Source organism: Peribacillus sp. NPDC096622 (assembly GCF_044762665.1).
Classification (GTDB): domain Bacteria; phylum Bacillota; class Bacilli; order Bacillales; family DSM-1321; genus Peribacillus; species Peribacillus frigoritolerans_B.
Genome location: NZ_JBIWES010000004.1, coordinates 424,030 through 444,600, shown reverse-complemented (window position 1 = coordinate 444,600; position 20,571 = coordinate 424,030). Strand labels below are relative to the sequence as shown.

At 38.8% G+C, this 20,571-nt stretch carries 17 protein-coding genes and 2 pseudogenes; 14 read left to right on the top strand and 5 right to left on the bottom strand.

Going from position 1 to position 20,571, the window contains the following annotated elements; genetic code table 11:
* Nucleotides 1–466: 466 nt before the first annotated feature.
* Together ACIQYG_RS11030 and ACIQYG_RS11025 are read left to right on the top strand one after the other, a co-directional pair.
* Nucleotides 467–2,626, top strand: a complete 2,160-nt coding sequence (locus tag ACIQYG_RS11030) for a S8 family serine peptidase (protein ID WP_402837877.1) — start codon at nucleotides 467–469, stop codon at nucleotides 2,624–2,626.
* A 109-nt stretch (nucleotides 2,627–2,735) separates the two neighbouring features.
* A pseudogene (locus ACIQYG_RS11025) lies at nucleotides 2,736–2,989 on the top strand (recombinase family protein); the annotation flags it as partial.
* On the opposite strand, the pseudogene ACIQYG_RS11020 reads toward ACIQYG_RS11025, so the two are convergent.
* Nucleotides 2,929–3,337: pseudogene (locus tag ACIQYG_RS11020) on the bottom strand (hypothetical protein); the annotation flags it as partial. The pseudogenes ACIQYG_RS11025 and ACIQYG_RS11020 sit on opposite strands and share 61 nt — an antisense overlap.
* 81 nt (nucleotides 3,338–3,418) lie before the next feature.
* Between ACIQYG_RS11020 and ACIQYG_RS11015 the strand changes: the two are divergent.
* Complete coding sequence (locus ACIQYG_RS11015) at nucleotides 3,419–3,631, top strand: anti-repressor SinI family protein (protein WP_402837934.1); 213 nt, start codon at nucleotides 3,419–3,421, stop codon at nucleotides 3,629–3,631.
* A gap of 395 nt (nucleotides 3,632–4,026) precedes the next feature.
* Here ACIQYG_RS11015 and ACIQYG_RS11010 read toward each other — a convergent pair whose 3' ends face one another.
* The 3 genes from ACIQYG_RS11010 to ACIQYG_RS11000 are packed head-to-tail and all read right to left on the bottom strand — an operon-like array spanning nucleotide 4,027 to nucleotide 5,367.
* On the bottom strand, nucleotides 4,027–4,554 hold the full coding sequence (locus tag ACIQYG_RS11010) for a permease (RefSeq protein ID WP_402837876.1): 528 nt from the start codon (nucleotides 4,552–4,554) through the stop codon (nucleotides 4,027–4,029).
* The gene (locus ACIQYG_RS11005; RefSeq protein WP_402837874.1) at nucleotides 4,551–5,033 is read right to left on the bottom strand and encodes a hypothetical protein; all 483 of its coding nucleotides are present in this window, start codon (nucleotides 5,031–5,033) and stop codon (nucleotides 4,551–4,553) included. The genes ACIQYG_RS11010 and ACIQYG_RS11005 overlap by 4 nt, the downstream gene beginning before the upstream one ends.
* Nucleotides 5,026–5,367 (bottom strand): PadR family transcriptional regulator, encoded by a 342-nt coding sequence (locus ACIQYG_RS11000; protein ID WP_402837872.1) that lies wholly within the window; start codon nucleotides 5,365–5,367, stop codon nucleotides 5,026–5,028. The genes ACIQYG_RS11005 and ACIQYG_RS11000 overlap by 8 nt, the downstream gene beginning before the upstream one ends.
* A gap of 1,760 nt (nucleotides 5,368–7,127) precedes the next feature.
* Between ACIQYG_RS11000 and ACIQYG_RS10995 the strand changes: the two genes are divergently transcribed.
* From ACIQYG_RS10995 to ACIQYG_RS10980, 4 genes are all read left to right on the top strand, one after another.
* Nucleotides 7,128–9,305, top strand: a complete 2,178-nt coding sequence (locus ACIQYG_RS10995) for a DNA topoisomerase III (RefSeq protein ID WP_402837870.1) — start codon at nucleotides 7,128–7,130, stop codon at nucleotides 9,303–9,305.
* A 102-nt stretch (nucleotides 9,306–9,407) separates the two neighbouring features.
* Nucleotides 9,408–9,836 (top strand): transcriptional regulator MntR, encoded by a 429-nt coding sequence (mntR, locus tag ACIQYG_RS10990; RefSeq protein WP_048687667.1) that lies wholly within the window; start codon nucleotides 9,408–9,410, stop codon nucleotides 9,834–9,836.
* Nucleotides 9,837–10,056: 220 nt separating this feature from the next.
* The gene (locus ACIQYG_RS10985) at nucleotides 10,057–10,752 is read left to right on the top strand and encodes a class I SAM-dependent methyltransferase (protein WP_402837868.1); all 696 of its coding nucleotides are present in this window, start codon (nucleotides 10,057–10,059) and stop codon (nucleotides 10,750–10,752) included.
* Nucleotides 10,752–11,447: an AIM24 family protein gene (locus ACIQYG_RS10980; RefSeq protein ID WP_402837866.1), complete on the top strand. Its 696-nt coding sequence runs from the start codon at nucleotides 10,752–10,754 to the stop codon at nucleotides 11,445–11,447. Before ACIQYG_RS10985 ends, ACIQYG_RS10980 begins: the two co-directional genes overlap by 1 nt.
* A 105-nt stretch (nucleotides 11,448–11,552) precedes the next feature.
* Here ACIQYG_RS10980 and metA read toward each other — a convergent pair whose 3' ends face one another.
* Entirely contained in the window at nucleotides 11,553–12,461 is a 909-nt protein-coding gene (gene metA / locus ACIQYG_RS10975) for a homoserine O-acetyltransferase MetA (RefSeq protein WP_402837864.1), read from the bottom strand.
* 168 nt (nucleotides 12,462–12,629) lie between these two features.
* Here metA and ACIQYG_RS10970 point away from each other — a divergent pair, with 168 nt between their 5' ends.
* The 7 genes from ACIQYG_RS10970 to ilvD all read left to right on the top strand — a co-directional run bounded on the left by ACIQYG_RS10970 (nucleotide 12,630) and on the right by ilvD (nucleotide 20,543).
* A complete protein-coding gene (locus ACIQYG_RS10970) occupies nucleotides 12,630–13,163 on the top strand; it encodes a hypothetical protein (protein WP_402837862.1) in 534 nt (177 codons plus the stop codon).
* A gap of 78 nt (nucleotides 13,164–13,241) precedes the next feature.
* Nucleotides 13,242–13,718: a glutathione peroxidase gene (locus ACIQYG_RS10965; RefSeq protein WP_402837860.1), complete on the top strand. Its 477-nt coding sequence runs from the start codon at nucleotides 13,242–13,244 to the stop codon at nucleotides 13,716–13,718.
* Between the two features lie 140 nt (nucleotides 13,719–13,858).
* Nucleotides 13,859–14,704, top strand: a complete 846-nt coding sequence (locus ACIQYG_RS10960; RefSeq protein WP_402837858.1) for a DegV family protein — start codon at nucleotides 13,859–13,861, stop codon at nucleotides 14,702–14,704.
* A 53-nt stretch (nucleotides 14,705–14,757) separates the two neighbouring features.
* Nucleotides 14,758–15,402 (top strand): HD domain-containing protein, encoded by a 645-nt coding sequence (locus ACIQYG_RS10955; protein WP_402837856.1) that lies wholly within the window; start codon nucleotides 14,758–14,760, stop codon nucleotides 15,400–15,402.
* Nucleotides 15,399–17,276 carry an ABC-F family ATP-binding cassette domain-containing protein gene (locus ACIQYG_RS10950; protein WP_402837854.1) on the top strand — a complete coding sequence of 626 codons (1,878 nt, stop codon included), beginning with the start codon at nucleotides 15,399–15,401 and terminating at the stop codon, nucleotides 17,274–17,276. Before ACIQYG_RS10955 ends, ACIQYG_RS10950 begins: the two co-directional genes overlap by 4 nt.
* A gap of 130 nt (nucleotides 17,277–17,406) precedes the next feature.
* Nucleotides 17,407–18,543 (top strand): conserved virulence factor C family protein, encoded by a 1,137-nt coding sequence (locus tag ACIQYG_RS10945; RefSeq protein ID WP_402837852.1) that lies wholly within the window; start codon nucleotides 17,407–17,409, stop codon nucleotides 18,541–18,543.
* A 329-nt stretch (nucleotides 18,544–18,872) separates the two neighbouring features.
* Entirely contained in the window at nucleotides 18,873–20,543 is a 1,671-nt protein-coding gene (gene ilvD / locus ACIQYG_RS10940; protein ID WP_034311212.1) for a dihydroxy-acid dehydratase, read from the top strand.
* Nucleotides 20,544–20,571 lie beyond the last annotated feature (28 nt).

Here is a 20,571-nt window from a genome sequence, read left to right as displayed (position 1 = left end):
TTATTGTTTTCGGAGGTATAGCATTAATTTTAGGTGTTTTAGGTTATTTATTTTTTAAGAAGACCAAGAAAAGCTAATTAAATTTCTAATTCAAGTATCGGGTGCGTTAGTTGATTAAGGAACACAAAAAAATGATTTTTTTATAAGAATAATCCAATTTAATATTATAAGGGCATGTTTTGATTCATCTTTTTTCAAAACATGCCCTTTCTATTTATTCATTCACCTTATTAATATACATTTTTTTCTAAATGAACACTTGAATATTTAATTCACATCTATTAAACTAGTGGGTAGTTGTTAAAAAACATCAGAAAAGGAAAAAAATAGTTGTTCTCTATTTGAAAAACACTGAATTTGATCCTTTTTTGGCGAGAGAATTAAATATCTAATAAATGGATATTGGAGGTTTTTGTTCTTAACAAATTATTATCATGCAAAAAAAAAAACTGAGGGAGATTAGAGAATGAGAATACCAAAAAAGATAATAGGTATATGCGGAGCTGTAGGATTATTATTTGGGGGGACAACAACATTTGCTGCCACTTCTCCGAATACTCCTCAAGTTGTTAAACATGAGAAAAAGGTAGAAGGAAACATACAAGAGGAGATTATAAAAGTAGATAGTAGCGAAGTTAAAAAAAGGGAAATCCTTACTTATTTTAATAATAACAAACCAAAGAAGTATAAAGAAAATGAGGTTATCGTAAAATTTAAAAAGAATTACTCCATAAAAAGTCTAGGATCCCTGAGCACTACTTTAGGTTTAACAAATGCAAAAGAATTGAATAAAGAAGGAACACATGTAATGAAATTTTCCAAAAATAAAAAGATGGCAGATGTGTTAAAAGAACTTAACGCTTCTTCTAATGTTGAGTATGTAGAGCCAAACTATGTATATCAACCGACAGCAGTTACAGATCCCCTATATAACGAACTATGGGGACTTAAAAATACTGGACAGGAAATATTAGGGCAAGTTGGTAAAAAAGGTATTGATATAAGTGCGGAAGCAGCATGGGCTAATACAAAGGGCAGTTCCTCTCTTGTTATTGGAGTGATTGATACAGGAATCGAAATTAATCACCCAGAATTAAAAGATAAAATTTGGGTAAACACTGAAGAAATTCCTAACGATGGAATCGATAATGATAAAAATGGATATATAGACGATGTAAACGGCTGGAATTTTTATGATAAAAATAATAAATTGTTCATTCGAGGAGAGGAAGACTTCCACGGAACTCATGTTGCAGGAACAATAGCTGCAAAAGCAAATAAAATTGGAGTTACCGGTATTGCTCCAAATGTGAAAATTATGCCTCTCAAGTTTCTAGGACCATATGGAGGGTACGAATCTGATGCGATTGTTGCCATTGAATATGCTAAGGCAAAAGGTGTAAAGATTTTGAATAACTCATGGGGTGGAGGAGAACATTCACAAGCATTAAAGGATGCTATTAAAAACTCAGGTACCTTATTTATAGCTGCGGCAGGTAACTCTGCAGAGAACTCGGATACAAGTCCAGCGTATCCTGCTGCTTATGATTTGCCTAATATTCTTTCTGTAGCTTCTATTAACAATACAGGAAATCTTTCATATTTTTCTAACTACGGTGCAAAAAGCGTAGATGTCGCTGCTCCTGGTGAAGGTATTTTAAGTACAACCCCAAGTGTGGAAGGCGACTATTCTAAGGCTTATGAATATCTTGATGGAACATCCATGGCTACCCCGCATGTTACAGGAGTAGCAGCGTTAGTAAAAAGCGCACATTCATCATATACTCCCGTTCAAATCAAGGATGCTATCTTGAGAACCACTACGAAGCTGTCTTCATTAACAGGAAAAGTTGTTACGGGAGGACTTGTGAATGCAGGGAAAGCAGTTAATTTCGAGGTGGATTCTGATATTCCAGGTATTACTTGGAAAGGAGGAAGTATCAGTACTTCACTTGATGCAAGTAAAGATAAAAATGATGTATATTCTATTAAACTATTAAAAGGGGAAAAGGTGAAGGCTACACTAACTGGTGATTCCGGGACGGATTTTGATTTATATTTATATAACGACACTACAAAGACTGTAAATTCGAGCAACGGCATTGTAGCACATTCAGAAATTACAAATTCATCCAAGGAGTCCTTTACTTTTACAGCTCCTAAAACAGGCACATATTATTTGAATGCCCACGCTTTTAGTGGAGCTGGAAAATACACTCTTTCTGTTACAGAAGGCATTGGAGCAGGAACATATGAAAATACGAGTAAATATTTTGGATATGAAGGAACATGGAATAAAATATCCGATGGAAGTGCGTCGGCAAGCTCATACACAAGTACAAACCAAACCGGTACAACTGTGAAAATTGTGTTTAATGGTACAGGAATATCCTATAAAGCTATAAAAAATGACAAACAAGGAATTGTAAAAGTGACATTGGACGGAAAATCAGCAAATTATAGCTTGCATGCTGCTACTCCTAAGTATAAAGAAGAAATCTTCAGTAAAACAGGACTAACTGCAGGTAAGCACGTATTATCTATTGAATGGACTGGTCAGGCAGATCCTGTTGCCCGTAAAACTTCTACGGAGGTAAATGTTGATTCCATCTCAGTTTTAAAATAGTTGTTATATAAAGTATACCCTTAGCTTCCTCCATAAAGAGGATAAAGCTAAGGGTTTTTGTGGTCGGGAAATCCTGAATTTGAGTGGTGAAAATTATCCATAAAACGGTAGTGTACCATCAGGAAAGCTAATGTTTACCATGCTTGGGACTATTTCTGAGTTTGAACGTGATCTAATTAAGGATAGAACGGCAGAAGGCAGGGAATGTGCTAAGGCACAGGGAAAACATAAGGGTGGAAAGGGCATGACGAGAAGGACGTTAAAAAGGCTTTGAAGCTGTATCAGGAAAGAGACTCTAATGGATTAAGTGTAAATGAGATAGCTAAAATGACAGGGGTGACAGGATTTACCGAAAAGTCAAAATTAAGTGGTCCGGTCAATAAAGACAGATCTGCAAATCCTGAACGTTTTCAACGTTAAGATCGCCAAACCATGAAGGATCATTAAAATCAAATGGGATATTTAAGCGAGTTAACAAAGTACTCGTTCCAACCAATTGAACGTTTGCCTTTAGATGAATTAATGGTTCTGTATAATTACCAGGTCCAATAGAAATAGCATAGCGTTTAATTGGAGAAGCATCTGAGAAGATGCCATTGCTGCAGTAACTGTCAAGAATGGAAAACATTCACTACCGTCAGCAGTCGCATCATTACCAGCTTTATTTACATAAACGATTTGAATCGCTGTTGGTGGAGGTTCTATACAGCCGAGTTCGGCATTGTAGATATCAATAACAAATTGTAAGTTGTTGCAGGTAATTAGTTGTAAACTGAAAGAAACGCGCAGAGAATTGTCGTTAAAACATCGTTAGAAAAATGTATAATTAGATATATCATTCTCAGTTTATTAAGGAGGTATAAAATTATCAATTTAATTAATGAGGTTGAATCAAATATTGATTTAAATATTGAGTGGCTACATTTAATTCTTTTAGCTAAAGAATCTGGTATATCTATTTTTGAAATTAAAGAATTCTTAAACCAATCTTTGGGACCACGATAAGGTCATTTTTTTATTTTATCCTTTATGCTGTTGCACAGTTTGCGTCAACTCTACAATAAGGCAGGTTGCTGAGGCAGCCTTTTATGGAACTAAAGGGGCAGGTTAATTTAATAAGGGAATTAAAAAGGGGATACAGTACATACTGCATCCTCTAATCTTTTGCTTCATAAAGTAGTCCGTTGTAAGTGAAGGGTTAACAAAAAATGATGGTATTCATGAACAATTCTAGAACCAAGTCCAGCAGCGACAAGTGAATAATCTCGAGATATTTTCAACTTATTTCCCTAGTGTTTTTCAATAAAAAGTCCGGCTCCTAATGGAATATTATAAATTAAAAAAGCTACAGCTACATAAGAATCTGGGATTGAGGGGCTCAAAGACTTATTGATTAGAATCTATATCTCCTTAGTTATATCAGCCTTTAACAACTTTTGTTGACCATAAATTTTTTCAAAAAGAATTCCTGTTAAATAGTAAAACACGAGGCCAAAACAAATGTGAATAAGTGTAAATTTAGGACCAAATGAAGTGAATTCATATACTAGAACTGGCAATTTCACTGTTGACCAAGCTCCTAAGAAAAACACTATATAGCGGACACTGGCTCCTTTTTTCAATAAAAGTACTGCAATTGGAAAGGCTATATAAAGAGGGCCCGCAGCTACTGTTGCTAATAATAAGGTGAAGAAGACACCGTATATACCTGATTTTTCACCCATATATCGAATGAGTGACTCTTTCTTTACCCATTGATCCAATAATCCCACTAATATAAATATAGGAGGAAGTAGGAATAACATATCCAAAATACTTTTACCAGTTAATTGAACTGTTGTCATAGCGATAGCTTGATTCATAAATGCAATAAGAAGAAGCCCTAATAATAAAATGAAAAAGAACCGATATCTTTTTAGTTTTTTCATGTCATCACCACCCAAATAATCAAAGCAAATAGAAGAGACATTATTATGGCAGAAATATTTCGTGCATAAGCAAAACTTCGTCCAAAAGTTTTTTGTTCCATAGATAAAGTTGTAAGTCCTACAGACATTAATGTCGACATTAATACCGCTACTTGTGGAAGAGCAGCACCATTTTGAACTAATGTATGTCCGAGAGGAAAGACGATAAAGCTTGGAACTAAAGCAATTGAGCCAATGAGTGTTGAATAAATGATGCCTAGTAAGCCAGAATTTTCGCCAATAATTGAAGAAATAAGGGACGGCGTCAATAAAGATAATGCGAGCCCAACAAAAAGCATAATAGCTAATAAATCCGGTAAAACATTGTGAAACATTTTCCATGAACTTAATAAGGCCGCCTTTGTTTTATATTTATCTTTTGTAAAAGAAATACCTAAATAAATAATGGCTATAGTATATAGAATAATTCCATTAATCATTATTTTGAGCCTTCCATTCTTTATATTTCTCTTGAAAAAACTCTAAATTTTTAATTTTTTCTTCAATATCTATTTGAAAATCTTCTAATTTTCTTCTTCCAACTGTAGTGATTTTGTACATCCTTATCGGTTTATCTCGATCAGATGTATCCAGATAAGACTCAACAGCGCCTTCTTCCTCTAATTTTTTTAGTGTGCGATATAATATGGCACTATCAATTGGATTGATGGGAAGCTCTTCCTCACATTTTTTCAGAAGTTTCCCTCCATAGTTATCTCCCTCTGTTAAAAACAGCAATAGAAATGCACCTGTATGTCTCCCTGTATGTTTCATGAAATATATAACCTCCTAATTTTAATGTGAAAAATTTTTTCGGTAACAAGTTACTGTTAATAACAGTATGCTTTCATAAACAGTAATGTGTCAATTTTTTTCTTTGTGATAACAAAAAAATTAGAATGTGAAGGGTTGCACTTAAAATACCAAGAAAATAAATTTCTTTAAAAATGAAAAATGACAATACTTAAGAAGACCCTGCTCAATCGTTTTAAAAAAGAGGAGAACGTTAATTAATTAGTCTATAGATTAGGGATGACTGGATTAAGTATCAGTATTGACACTTCCTAACCATTTTCATTCTTTGTGGTGAAATGCCGATTTTGGCGATTCATGGATGGCTAACGGGTGCGTTAGTGGAGTGTCGGAGCTGCCATTTGGTGGCTTTTTTTCTTAACTAAAGGGACAGTTTATTTCAATTAGCGTTGTGTAGTCGAACTATGTTGTAAGTCTATTAATATTCAATCAAGATTTTCAAGGGATTAATTCTCCCTTCACTCAATTCCTCAAAACATCGGCATATTTCTTGTTTGGTTATTTTACTTTCGAATATCTTTTTTAAAAGGGAGCCAGTCTCTTTTACGCTGTTTAAATACCATTCTGAGTGTTTTCTATAATCATAACAATCGCTTGAACCGACTATTTTTAATTCTTTAATATAAAAGAAAGATATTGACATCCTATTAGCTGGTTTAGTTCTATAATGACACTAACTATTTTATAAAAACTGTATACTAAATCACTAGAAATGAACCCTTATTGATCAATCTCTTTTCAAAATGGATTGTATTTATTTACGCTAATATGAGGGGTCAGGAGGACCTTTTGAACAATCTTTTTTTTCAAAGCTACAGTTGATGCTTTTTTTAACAGATGACTTTAACACAATACATACATGAACTGAGCTGGAAAGTTCCCTCCAAATAATAAGGTATAAGAATGGCCGAAAATCAATTTGATTTTTCGGCCATTTTAATATTTGAAACTGGGGAATTCAAGAATCATTTTTCTACAGATGACATGATGTCTTCAGCTAAGAGTTTCAGAACCACTAGCACCTTTTAGATATTTCAATGTTCCTTCACTAGACCAATCAAATATCTTAATAGGACGGCTATAGCAAAAGCATTTAAACAGACTATATGAGTTAGTCTATATTGCTTATAATCACTACATTCAACAGGTAACAACTCTTTTATACAATTAAAATAAGTAAGAGTTATATTAAGTATTTTTTCCTTAGGTAATTCGGCTAATCTTTGTATTTTTAATTAATAACAAAAGAAAGTTATATACATTTTAATATGCTTTTCTTTAGTTCTTTTGACAATTAACGTTCCTTTATTATACAAGGGGCTGTTAGGTTCAATAATTAGCTGTGTTGCAATCCAGTTAAGGTTATCGTTGTTTCTTTTCAAATTTCTTTAATGATGATCCAATTCCTTTAGCTTTTGTATTAATAATATCAAAAAATTTAATTTCTTCATTTTCGTCTTACAAAAGGAAGGCAAGAAAAGGAACATTCAACATTGTACTTGTTGTTTTTGTATATAGCTCAATTCCTTCTAATCTATGCTGACGAACCATTAGCCAATCTCTTTTTGCCTATTAATCTTTAAGACAGGTTTCATCATCAGCCTGAAATAAGCAATCATTTCATGTTTCCAGTAAAAACGAAGTCATATCTAGCCGATTGTGATAATTAAGGTATAATGATAGGGGAAAGATATTTTGTAACGGATTAGGTGAAGATGATCATGAAGCTAATCATTGCGGAGAAACCAGATCAAGGTTCAACGCTAGCGGCTCAATTTAAAACGAAGAAACAGCAAGGCTATATAGAAATCATGCCGAATGAACTTTTTCCCGATGGAGCTTATGTAACTTGGGCCGTCGGGCATTTATGTCAACTCGTTTCGCCAGAAACTTATCATTCAAAATGGAAAAAATGGTCGATGGAAACGTTGCCGATGATTCCTGAGAAATTTCAATATGAAGTGACCAGACAAAAGGCAAAGCAATTCAATGTTGTGAAGACTTTGCTTAGGAAACCGGAAGTCGATGAAATCATTCATGCAGGTGATGCCGGGCGTGAAGGAGAATTGATTGTACGCAACATCGTTAACTTATGCAATGTCAATAAACCGATGAAACGGTTATGGATTTCCTCTTTGACCCCAAAGGCGATTTATGAGGGATTCCAAAATCTGAAGAGCGAGGAAAAAACCAGGCCGCTTTATTATGAAGCGTATACGAGAGCTTGCGCGGACTGGGTTGTGGGTATGAATGCGTCGAGGGCGTATAGTATTTTATTGAAACAAAGGGGCGTTTCGGATGTGTTTTCAGCTGGACGGGTTCAGACACCGACTCTCGCCTTGATTGTGAAGCGGGAAATGGAAATTGAGCAATTCAAGTCTGAACCGTTCTGGGAAGTGTTCGCTGACTTCAAGATGGATGGAAAGAAATATCAGGGAAAATGGCAGCAGAACAATGACCCGAGAATCAAGACAAAAGAAATGGCTGATAAAATTGCCGCCTTTTGCAAGGGGAAGGAAGCTGAAATAGCTGAAATGGATACTGAAAGGAAAGAATTTCAGCCGCCTTTGTTATTTAATCTATCGTCATTGCAAGCGACAGTTAACAAGATTTATAAATATTCACCGAAACAGACGCTTGATATAGTTCAAAGTTTATATCAAAAAGGGATCGTTTCTTACCCGCGTTCAGATTCCAATTATGTGACGGAAGGGGAAGCCGAAACATTTCCAGATATTTTGCAAAAACTAAGCGGATTTTCAGAATATGAATCACTGTTTCCTTTGCCACAACCTAACATCATGAATAATAAACGGTTTGTAAATGAAAAGAAGGTGACTGATCACTATGCCATTATTCCGACGGAGCAGGTAACCGACCCAAAGCGGCTTTCTGCTGAAGAACGGAATATATATGACTTGGTGGTCCGCCGGTTGATTGCGGCCCATTATGAGAAAGCCATTTTCGATTACACCACCATTAAAACGCTTGTCGATAAGCGGGCAGAATTCATTTCTAAAGGTAAGCAGCAGATTCAAGAGGGATGGCGCAAAGTGATTTTCCAAAATAATGAAAAGGATGATGATGATATCATTTTGCCGTCCGTTTCCAAAGGGGATACTGGAAAGGTCGCAAACATAAAGGTGAAAGAAGGAAAAACCCAGCCTCCTAAGCGTTATACAGAAGGTCAGCTGATCACTTTGATGAAAACTGCCGGAAAGCATCTGGATAATGAAGAGTTAGAAAAAGTGCTGATGAAAACCGAGGGTCTCGGAACCGAAGCAACTCGGGCTGGCATCATTACCATGCTCAAAGACCGTAAATACATCAATGTCAAAAAGAACCAGGTGTTTGCGACAGACAAAGGGAAAGTGCTGATTACTGCGATTGGGGAGAAAATCCTTGCTTCACCCGAGATGACAGCCAAATGGGAACAGCGCTTAAGGGAAATCGGTGAAGGTAAGGCTTCAGCTGGAGGCTTTATGGAAGCTGTTAAAAGGATGTCAGCAAAAATCATCAGCGATGCAGTGGAATCATCGGAAAGCTGGGATTTTCAAGGGCTGGACACCGAGTCGATTCAACGGAGCGGCTCTAAAAAGAGAAGTTCCGCATCTGTGGGCAGCTGTAAACTATGCGGTTCAAAGATTGTCGATAAAGGGGAATTCTATGGATGTGTAAGTTATCAAAAAACAAAGTGTAACTTCACTATCTCCAAAAAAATCCTTAATAAGAAAATTAGTCAAGCAAATATAAAAAAGCTGTTGGCAAGCGGCGAAACGGATTTGATAAGCGGTTTTAAGAAAGGGGAAAAGACCTTTGATGCCATTTTATCTTGGTCCGATGCTGAAAAAAAGATCAGTTTTACATTCCCAACAGAACAAAACGTCAAGCAAACTTGAGAAGAAACGTCATTAAAGGCGCCCTGAGACTTATATCTTCTTGTTTCGGGGTCGTTTATATAGTAAAATTTTTAGATATGCGTTTGAATGGGAGGATTCCGAATGCCTACACCGAGCATGGAGGATTACATAGAACAAATTTATTTACTTATTGAAGAAAAAGGATATGCAAGAGTTTCCGATATTGCCGAAAATCTTTCCGTCCACCCATCTTCTGTTACAAAAATGGTTCAAAAACTTGATCAGGAAAAATATTTGATATATGAAAAGTACCGGGGTCTCGTTTTAACTGCAAATGGGAAAAAAGTTGGTAAAAGGCTCGTATACCGTCATGAACTTTTAGAGCAGATGCTAAGGTTGATTGGGGTCAAGGAAGAAAATATTTACCAGGATGTAGAGGGGATTGAACACCACCTTAGTTGGAATGCCATCGATAGGATTGGAGACCTGGTTGAATTCTTTGAAGAATCTCCTGACCGTGTCGAGGATTTACGAAAGATACAAAAAAGAAATGAAGAAAATTCAAAATAAGCTGCCGCTGGCAGTTTTTTTTATGTTTTTGAAAAACATCCGTTTTCTTGAACCGGTCATTGTTCGTTTTACAAATAAGGTTAAAAGGGAGCGACGTTTTAAAAGAGGATTTTTTGATTATGAGCAGAATAGCTATAAAGAAGCCCTGGTATTATGATTCGGGAGAAATTTTCTCAGGTTATTATTTAGTTAGGGGTTAAAAGGGGAGGGGGAATTCCTGATGAATTTACATACATGGCATAAAGAGTCGAAAAAGGAATGGGATGTTTTTGCACCAATGTGGGTGAAGAATTCACAAGAAATGTGGGAAACGGGGAGCCGGAAAAACATCATTCCTTTCTTTTCTGAATATGTGCCTTCGGGAGTGAAGGTGGCTGACATAGGCTGTGGAGATGGAGTTGGTTCTTTGAAATTGGCCGAAGCGGGATTTGAAGTAACCGGAGTTGATTTATCCAATGTGATGATTGAATTTGCAAAGGGGAAAACCGCTCAACAACCAGGACTTTCTTTCCTTCAAGGGGATTTTTATAATCTTCCATTCGAAGATGAAGAAATGGATGCGGCAATGGTCATAAATTCTTTGGAATATACGGGTGAACCATTAACGGTGATGAAGGAAATTCAACGCGTAATAAAGCCAGGAGGTTATGTCTGTTTTGGAATACTCGGTCCAACAGCTGAGCCGCGAAAAAAATTCAGTTTCCATCGGTTATTAGGAGATGAAGTCATCATGAATACCATGCAGCCGTGGGAATTTGAAAAAATGGCTTTAGAAACGGGATGGAAGGCAGTGGCTGATACCGGCGTTGCAAAAAGAGGGGTGGACTATACAAAGCTGGAACATTTTTCAAAGGAATTAAAGCAAGCTGTATCGTTCATGTGGCTCTTCCTCCTTCAAAAAGAGGTGGGGCAGTGATGGAGAAGTATCAAATCGATCAATTCGTTGAAAAGACGAAACAGCAGGATAAAGGGCAAGGTTTATTCGAACTTGAAACGGAACGAATTCTGGAAATTAATTTGGAAAAGCAGATCTGGGCGAAAATGGGGACGATGGTATCTTATCGCGGCGACATTAAATTCGAGCGGGAAGGTATATTGGAGCATGGTCTTGGTAAACTCTTTAAAAAAGCCTTAACCGGTGAGGGTGCATCCTTGATGAAAGCCACCGGAAGCGGCAAGTTATACGTCGCGGATCAAGGGAAGAAGATTTCAATTTTGCAATTAAATGGTGAATCGATCTGTGTTAACGGTAATGACTTACTCGCATTTGAGCCGGGGATTCAATGGGATATAAAAATGATGCGGCGCATTGCCGGGTTATTGGCGGGGGGATTGTTCAACGTAAGGCTTGAGGGGAGAGGCATGGTCGCATTCACTTCCCATTATGAGCCGCTTACTTTAATGGTGGAACCGGGGAATCCGGTCTATACGGACCCGAATGCCACAGTAGCTTGGTCAGGGGAATTGCAGCCTGAATTCGTAACGGATGTTTCATTGAAGTCGTTTTTTGGAAGGGGAAGCGGCGAATCCGTTCAAATGAAATTCGAAGGTCATGGATTTGTGGTCGTCCAGCCTTTTGAAGAGGTATATTTCGGTAATAAGGAATCATGAAACAAACAACCTGAGTCAGAACTCAGGTTGTTTCCTATGATACTCGGATGTGTCTGCGATAAAAAGCGATTCACTTCAAAGTGAAAGCTTCTTTTTCTTACCCTTTCAATCCCACTCATAAGGGGTTGATTGGTAGACATAATAGTTCAGCCAATTCGAGAACATCAGGCTGCAATGGCTTTTCCAGCGGTGAAGAGGCATCATGGAAGGATCGTCATCAGGAAAGTAATTTTCAGGGAGTTGCGTATTGATCCCACGCTCCCTATCGCGCCTGTATTCTTCCCCTAGGGTATCTGCATCATACTCGAAATGGCCGGTAACCATAATTCTTTTTCCATCAACCGAAGCAGCGATCAATACCCCAGCTTGATCGGACTGTGCAAGAACCTTCAATTCAGGATGGTTAACTAATTTTTGATAGTCAATATCCGTGTAGCGTGAATGTGGGGCCATAAAATAATCATCGAATCCGCGGACTAGATTTTCATTCGGTTCAAGGACCTCATGGGTGTATACGCCGAAGCATTTCTCTGGAAGTTCGTATTTGCCTATTCCATAATGATGGTACAGGGCAGCTTGTGCCCCCCAACAGATATGTAGGGTGGATGTGACATTTTCGCTTGACCAGTTCATGATATTCTGCAGTTCTTCCCAATAATTAACGTCTGAAAATTCCAGCTTTTCTACTGGAGCACCTGTAATGATCATGCCGTCATATTTCTTCGTGCGAATTTCATTGAATGATTTGTAAAATTGATCCAAATGAAATTTACTTGTGTTTTTTGATTCATGCGTGCTCAAGCGCAGGAATGATATATTTACTTGAATGGGAGTATTGCCAAGAAAACGCAGTAGCTGTGCCTCCGTTTTTTCTTTCTCTGGCATTAGGTTTAAAATTAATATATTCAATGGACGGATTTCCTGATTGGTCGCTCTTTCCTCATCCATTACGAAGATATTTTCCTGTTCTAAAATTTCCCTTGCTGGCAGTTGTTCCGGAATTCTGATTGGCATGATTAGCCTCCTTCTTCAAAAATCATAATATTTTAATTATATAGAAAATTATTGAATAGAAAAGCTATTTTAATAAATTCTTGTAATTCCCGAAGGAAGTGGCCTGGGAATGGTAAAATGGGAAGATCATGAATACATGAACTTTTAAGTTGGAGAGGGGTTTGGAGATTGTTTGATCCTACAGCATTTGAAAACATGAAAGTGGTTTTGGAAGGAGCGGTTTACGATCGTGACTTCATTGGAGATATATTGGTCATAAACCGTGATGATATCGTGAATCTCTCAACCATGTCCAGATCATATAAGATCGAGATGGAATTGAAAAAAACAATGGCGCCTATTTCGATTAGCGGTGCCATCGAGTTACACGCTTCCCTACAGAACCTAAGTTCGGAGTTACTCGATGCAGCTATTGATGATACGCATTCGGGCTGCACGGTCGATATATTCATTTCTTTTCCCAAAAAGCTTGATGAAGTGAATGTTGAACAATTGTTGAGCGACCTGGAAAAAATTTGGGGAGATCAGAGAATCATATCAGTGACGACCAGCGAAACGATCAGTAAAAAAATGCAACCCATTACTTCATCTTTATATAAAATTTCATTTGGAAGGCTTGTAAGAGAAGAGCAAATGGATGATTTGGAAGACATGGTAGAGTATTTGATTCAATCCATTCAAGCAGTGAAGATTCCGGGATGATAGGAAAGGGATAAAAGTTGGTAAACCTACCTTTAAATACGTTAAAATGAATCATCATACTAAAGGGAGAGATCATACATGTCCATTTACGAATTTGAAGTCAAAAAAATCAATGGCGAATCCATCTCGCTTGAGGAATATAAAGGGAAAGTGATGATTATAGTAAATACCGCAAGCAAATGCGGTTTTTCGCCACAGTATGATGATTTGCAAAGTCTGTATGTGCAGTATAAAGAGGATGGGGTAGTCGTTCTTGGGTTTCCGTGTAATCAGTTTTTGAATCAGGAGCCTGGTGATGACCTTGAAATCGATTCATACTGCAAATTGAATCATGGTGTAACATTCCCGATGTTTGCAAAAGTGAATGTCAAAGGAAAGGAAGCCCATCCCTTATTCAGCTATCTGACTGAAAATGCGCCTGGAGTGATGGGGTCCAAATCGATAAAATGGAATTTTACAAAGTTCTTGATTGATCGTAATGGAAATATCGTCAGCCGGTTTGCGCCTAAAACAAAACCTCTGGAAATGGAAGAAGATATAAAAAAATTATTATGAAGTATGATATCGAGTCCAACGGAAGATTCTGTTGGGCTCTTTTTTTGAGGTAAGATATTTATTGAATGCATCCGTTTTTAAAAGGGGACAGATGGTTGGGATATTGAATATAATAGAAAAAACAAATGAGGGGGGAAACCATGGAACGAATTGCATGGGTAACAGATAGTACGGGAACTTTAGATGAAGAATTATCATTGAATGAACATGTATATGTCGTTCCAATGGTCGTCATCATGGATGGGAAGGAATATGAAGATGGTGTCGACCTTTTACCGGAGGAATTATACCGGCGAATGAGTGAGGAAAAAATCACCGCCACAACGTCACAGCCCTCGGTCGGCAGATTCCAGGAGTTATATAAGGAGCTTGAAAAACGCTATGATCGAATCATAGCCGTACATCTTTCAAGTGAATTGAGCGGGACCGTATCTGCGAGCAGGCAAGCTGCACAAATGGTTACGATCCCTGTTGACGTTTTTGATACTTTACTTATTTCCTTTCCAATGCTATTAATCTTGAAACGGCTCATGCATTATATTGATAATGGCGATTCCATCAATGAGGCTTTCGTCAAAACGAGAATGTATGCGGATAACCATGAAACCTATGTATTAATAGGGTCTTTAGATCAGCTGCATCGAAGCGGCAGGTTAACAAACGCACAGTATATTCTAGGAAGCCTATTGAGCTTTAAACCCATCATTTCAATCGAAAATGGTTTGCTCCATACTAAATCTAAACCCCGGAACCTTAAAAAAGCGGAAAAACAGATCTTCACTGATTTTCGCAGATCAGTCGAAGCGGGAAAAGTAAAAGAGTGCACCATATTATATGGCGCAGTGTCGGAGCAGGCACAAAGATGGAAAAAGATGATTTCCGAAGAATTTCCTCATGTGTTGACCCATGTATCCCCACTTGGGAGTGCCATCGGGGTGCATACCGGTGAACAGACGATTGGTATCAGTTGGTTCAATGAAGATTAAAGCACACCATTATTGAGAACCATGGTAAAATAGAAAGGACATGGAGTGGTGAGATGAAACAAACGATAATTGAGTTAACGGAGAAGTATGTTTATGACCAATTGAATTCTGATGCCAGCGGCCATGATTGGTTCCATATCGATCGTGTTCGTAAGCTGGCTTTACATATTGCAAAAGAAGAACGAAAAGGAAATGAGTTCATCATTGAATTGGCGGCTCTGCTTCATGATATCCCTGATGATAAATTAAACCAGGAAGCCGATGGAGGTTGGAAAAAGCTTGATGCTTGGTTTGATGAAATAAAGTTGGATATAGATAGTGTTGAGGCCATCAAACAGATCATTAATACAATTTCGTATAGTTCAGGGCAGTTGGAGCTTCCTTCGACCGAGGCTGAAATTGTTCAGGATGCGGACCGCTTGGATGCAATTGGTGCCATTGGCATAGCCAGGACATTTGCATTTGGCGGAAAAAAGGGACAGCTTATGTATGATCCTTCATTGCCAATAAGGGAAAACATGACCAAGAAGGAATACAGGAATGGCAAAAGCTCTTCCATTCATCACTTTCATGAAAAATTATTGCGCTTGCAAGATATGCTTAATACTTGTACAGCAAAGAAGATTGCAAGTGAAAGGCATGAATATATGGTAGGCTTTTTAAAGGAATTTAATAAGGAATGGGATGTACGATTATGAAAGTTTTTAGCATGGAACATGTAATGAAAACCCAAGGGGAAAAGCTGCTTTTTAAAGATGTCTCTTTTTCCATTACCGAAGGGGAAAAAATCGGGATCGTTGGGATAAACGGCACGGGCAAATCGACATTATTGAATATCATCGCAGGGTTGGAAGACAGTGATTTAGGAACGAAGGATCATCCGAATGATTATACGATTTCCTATCTATCCCAAGATCCGCATTTTGATGAGAAATTGACGATCATGGAATATATGTATGAAAGTTCAACTCCTGTATTTTCGTTGATTAAAGAGTATGAAAAGACGCTCGTTCAACTCCAGGTAGATCCGCAGAATAGCGCGATACAGGACCGTTTGTTAAAACAGCAACAGGATATGGACACGCTTGGCGCCTGGGATACAAGTGCCAATGCCAGAACGATATTGACCAAGCTTGGTCTTCCTGATCATTCAAGGAAATTGGGGGAACTGTCAGGCGGCCAAAAAAAACGTGCGGCCCTGGCAAAAACCTTGATTGAGACCCCTGATTTACTTATTTTGGACGAGCCTACGAACCATCTCGATTTTGAAAGCATCACTTGGCTTGAAGAATATTTAGGGAAATATCAAAAGTCCGTTTTATTTGTAACCCATGATCGATATTTCCTTGATCGTGTGTCCAATAAGATTTGGGAAATTGCCCAGAAGCAGCTTTTCGAATACAAAGGAAACTATGCGGATTATTTAGAATCAAAGGCCATTCGTGAAGAGAATGAATCGGCTGAAAGAACGAAAAAGGAAAGTCTATTCAAAAAAGAACTGGCCTGGATCCGTAAAGGTGCAAAGGCCCGTACAACGAAACAAAAGGCGAGGATCCAACGCTTCGAAACATTGGAATCAGGTGTAAAGGATAAGCAGAAAACCGAGAACCTGGAAATGGAATTAAGCGGTGCCCGTCTTGGGAAAAAGGTACTTGAAATGCAGGGTGTTTCTAAATCCTTCGGTGATCGAACCATCATCAACCATTTTTCCTTCCTATTCAAACCAGGTGATCGAATTGGAATCGTCGGTAATAATGGCAGTGGAAAGTCAACCTTGTTAAATATCCTGGCAGGACGGGAATCCATAGATGAAGGAAACCTGGAAAAAGGGCAAACCGTGAAAATAGGGTACTATACGCAAGAAAGCGTCGATATGGATGAGAATTTGCGCATGATAGAGTATATTCGGGAAACGGCGGATTCAATCGCCCTTAAAGATGGTAGTTTCATATCGGCTGCACAGATGCTTGAAAGGTTCTTGTTTCCAATGGGATCGCATGGGACGCCAATTCGCAAGCTGTCCGGTGGGGAGAAAAGGCGATTATATCTCCTAAACATATTGATGTCGGCACCTAATGTCCTGCTTTTGGATGAACCGACGAATGATTTGGACACGCAAACCTTGACCGTTCTGGAGGATTATTTAGAAACGTTTTCAGGTGTAGTCATTACTGTTTCACATGATAGGTATTTCTTGGATAAAACGTGCCATCAGCTTCTTGTTTTCAAGAATAAAGGTGACATTGACTTCTATTATGGCTCTTATTCAGAATTCTTGGAAGAAAAGACGGAAGAGGCCGAGCCAGTAAAAGCACCGGAACCTCAGATGAACCGGACCGAAAAGAAAAAGAAAAAACTGACCTATGCGGAAAGTAAGGAATGGGAAGAGATAGAAGGGAACATGGAACGGGCCGAGCTGCGCCTTAAAGACATAACATCAGAAATGTCAGCAGCGGGAAGCGATTTTGAAAAAGTCCGCCTGCTTCTTGAAGAAGAAAAGGAACTAACGGATAAATTAGACCATTTGATGGAAAGATGGACGTATTTAGCGGAAAAATTGGAAGAAGAATGAGCGAGGTGACTGGTCCAAGGGAGCAAACTTGGATCAGTCTTTTTTGTGCCAATCTCAATTGCATGAGAATCTGTTGCCGATGTGATAATATCTAGTACATGGAAACGTCTTGTAAAAGGAGAGAAATGCATTGAAAATTAAATCGATAGAACCAACACCCAGTCCGAATACAATGAAAATCAATTTAACTGAAGAGCTATTGGCTGGTAAAAGCAATAATTATAAGAAAGATCAAGCTGACCAAGCACCCAAGCTGATAAGGGATTTATTTACGATCGAGGGAGTGAAAGGGGTCTATCATGTTGCGGACTTCTTAGCCGTTGAGCGAAATGCGAAATATGATTGGAAAGATATCCTGGTCCAAATCCGTCAGGTCTTTGGGGAAAAAACGGAGGAACAAAATCAACAAACGGCATTAAATGAACATTACGGTGAAGTAACTGTTGCCATTCAACAATTCAAGGGCATTCCGATGCAAATTAAAGCAAGTGATAGTCAGCACGAAAAACGTTTTGCCTTACCGGATTATTTCATAAAGGGCATTGCCGCTGCCCAAAAAGAAGATGACAATGTAGTCCTGCTTCGAAAATGGAAGGATTATGGCGTAAGATATGGTGATATGGAAGATATCGTGAGGGAAGTATCGGATGAGCTGATTGCAGCTTATCCGGAAGATCGAATTAATCGGCTAGTAGCAGCTGCAAAAGAAACGGTGGATACGAAGGAAGCAATTTTGAAACGTCCAAAAATTAAATTGACTGCAGAAATGCTGAATGACGAAAGCTGGGAAAAGCGTTATCAGGCTTTAGAACAAATGGAAGATCCAACGGTTGATGATATTCCAGTATTGGATATGGCACTCTCCGACAGTAAGGTCTCCATTCGAAGGCTCGCGGTAGTTTACTTGGGTATGATCGAAGATAGAAAAGTGCTTCCGAGCTTGTATAAAGCATTGAAAGATAAAAGTGCAGCGGTAAGACGGACGGCTGGTGATTGTTTATCAGATCTTGGCTTTGAAGAAGCGATGGGAGAAATGTCTCGATCACTTTCGGATAAAAATAAATTGGTTAGATGGCGGGCGGCGATGTTTTTATACGAACTGGGAAATGAAACGACCCTCCCTTATCTTAAGCAAGCGGAACAGGACCCTGAATTCGAAGTGGCCCTTCAGGTCAAGATGGCCATAGACCGTATAGAAAATGGGGAAGAAGCAAAAGGTTCGGTTTGGAAGCAAATGACAGAATCAAGACAAGCGAATGACAAGTGATTTGAAATGACCAAGGCAAAAGGCATGCGGATTATATCATCCGCATGCCTTTTTATTTTTGAAGCGAATCTTCAAGTCATCTGACATTGGTTCCTCTAGGTCGAATTACAAACCATTCAAAATGGCTAACTTTCCATATACAGAAGATATTAGGATATAAATTTGATCTCTATTATTTTAGTAAAATGATTTTTGTAGATATTTAGTGTAGAATGGTTGCATTTGTAGATAAATATGTTAGAATTTTTAGAGTATACTAAAAATTATATTATTCTGAATCATTAAACATTTAGTGGAAATTGGGGGTACAACAAATGTCTACATCAAATATGAGAAGTGACATGATTACAAAAGGGGTCGATCGAGCTCCACATAGAAGTCTGTTGCGGGCTGCAGGGGTTAAAGAAGAAGATTTCGGTAAACCGTTCATCGCGGTTTGTAATTCATACATCGATATCGTTCCAGGTCATGTCCACCTTCAGGAATTTGGAAAAATAGTGAAGGAAGCGATTCGCGAAGCAGGCGGTGTTCCTTTCGAATTTAATACGATCGGGGTAGACGATGGAATTGCGATGGGTCATATTGGTATGCGCTATTCTTTGCCAAGCCGAGAAATCATCGCAGATTCCGTGGAAACTGTTGTATCGGCACATTGGTTTGACGGTATGGTTTGCATCCCAAACTGTGACAAGATAACTCCGGGAATGATGATGGGAGCACTTCGTGTCAACATTCCAACAATATTCGTAAGCGGCGGACCCATGAAAGCAGGTAAAGACAAAAACGGTAAATCTCTTTCATTAACATCCGTTTTTGAAGGGGTGGGAGCTTATCAAGCAGGTAATATCAATGAAGAAGATTTGCAGGAAATCGAGCAAGTTGCCTGTCCTACTTGCGGTTCTTGTTCCGGAATGTTCACTGCAAACTCCATGAACTGCCTGGCTGAAGGCTTAGGGCTTGCGCTTCCGGGAAATGGAACGATTTTGGCGGTAGCCGAAGAACGTAAGGAATTCGTTAAGAAATCCGCTAAACAGTTGATGGAGATAATCAAACAGGATATCAAGCCCCGTGATATCGTGACGATTGATGCAATTGATAACGCATTTGCTTTGGATATGGCGATGGGCGGTTCAACAAACACCGTTCTTCATACACTTGCATTGGCACACGAAGCAGGTTTTGAATATCCGATGGAACGCATAAATGAAATAGCTAACCGCGTACCGCATCTAGCGAAAATTGCACCGGCATCCGATTATCATATTGAAGATGTACATAATGCCGGTGGTGTAAGTGCCGTCATTAATGAGTTACTCAAAAAACCAGGTGCTTTTAATGGAGATTGCCTTTCTGTCTCAGGTAAAACGCTCCGCGAAAATGTTGCCGGTTGTGAAATATTGGACAAGGATGTAATCCATCCGTTAGATAATCCGCATTCTGAGCGTGGCGGGCTTGCGGTATTGTTTGGAAACCTTGCTCCTCAAGGTTCCATCGTAAAAGTGGGGGCCGTTGACGCATCAGTTGGTGGCTACCACAGGGGTCCTGCCATTTGTTTCGATTCCCAGGAAGATGCACTTTCCGGAATCATCACTGGAAAGGTTAAAGAAGGAGATGTAGTGGTCATTCGTTACGAAGGACCTAAAGGCGGTCCGGGTATGCCGGAAATGTTGGCACCCACTTCCCAAATCGTCGGGAGGGGACTTGGAGCGAAAGTCGGTTTGATCACTGATGGCCGCTTTTCAGGCGCATCTCGAGGCATCAGCATTGGACATATATCCCCCGAAGCAGCTGAGGGAGGCCCGATTGCCTTTGTTGAAGATGGAGATATCATCGAATTGGATTTGAATAATCGTAAAATCCAATTGGAAATTTCCGATGAAGAATTCGAAAAGCGCAAAGCCAATTGGAAAGGCTTCGAGTCAAAGGTCAGGACAGGCTATTTAGCACGTTATTCCAAACTTGTGACGAATGCCAGCTCAGGCGGAGTTATGAAAGTTTAAGTTAAAAGGAAGACTAAAACATGGTGGC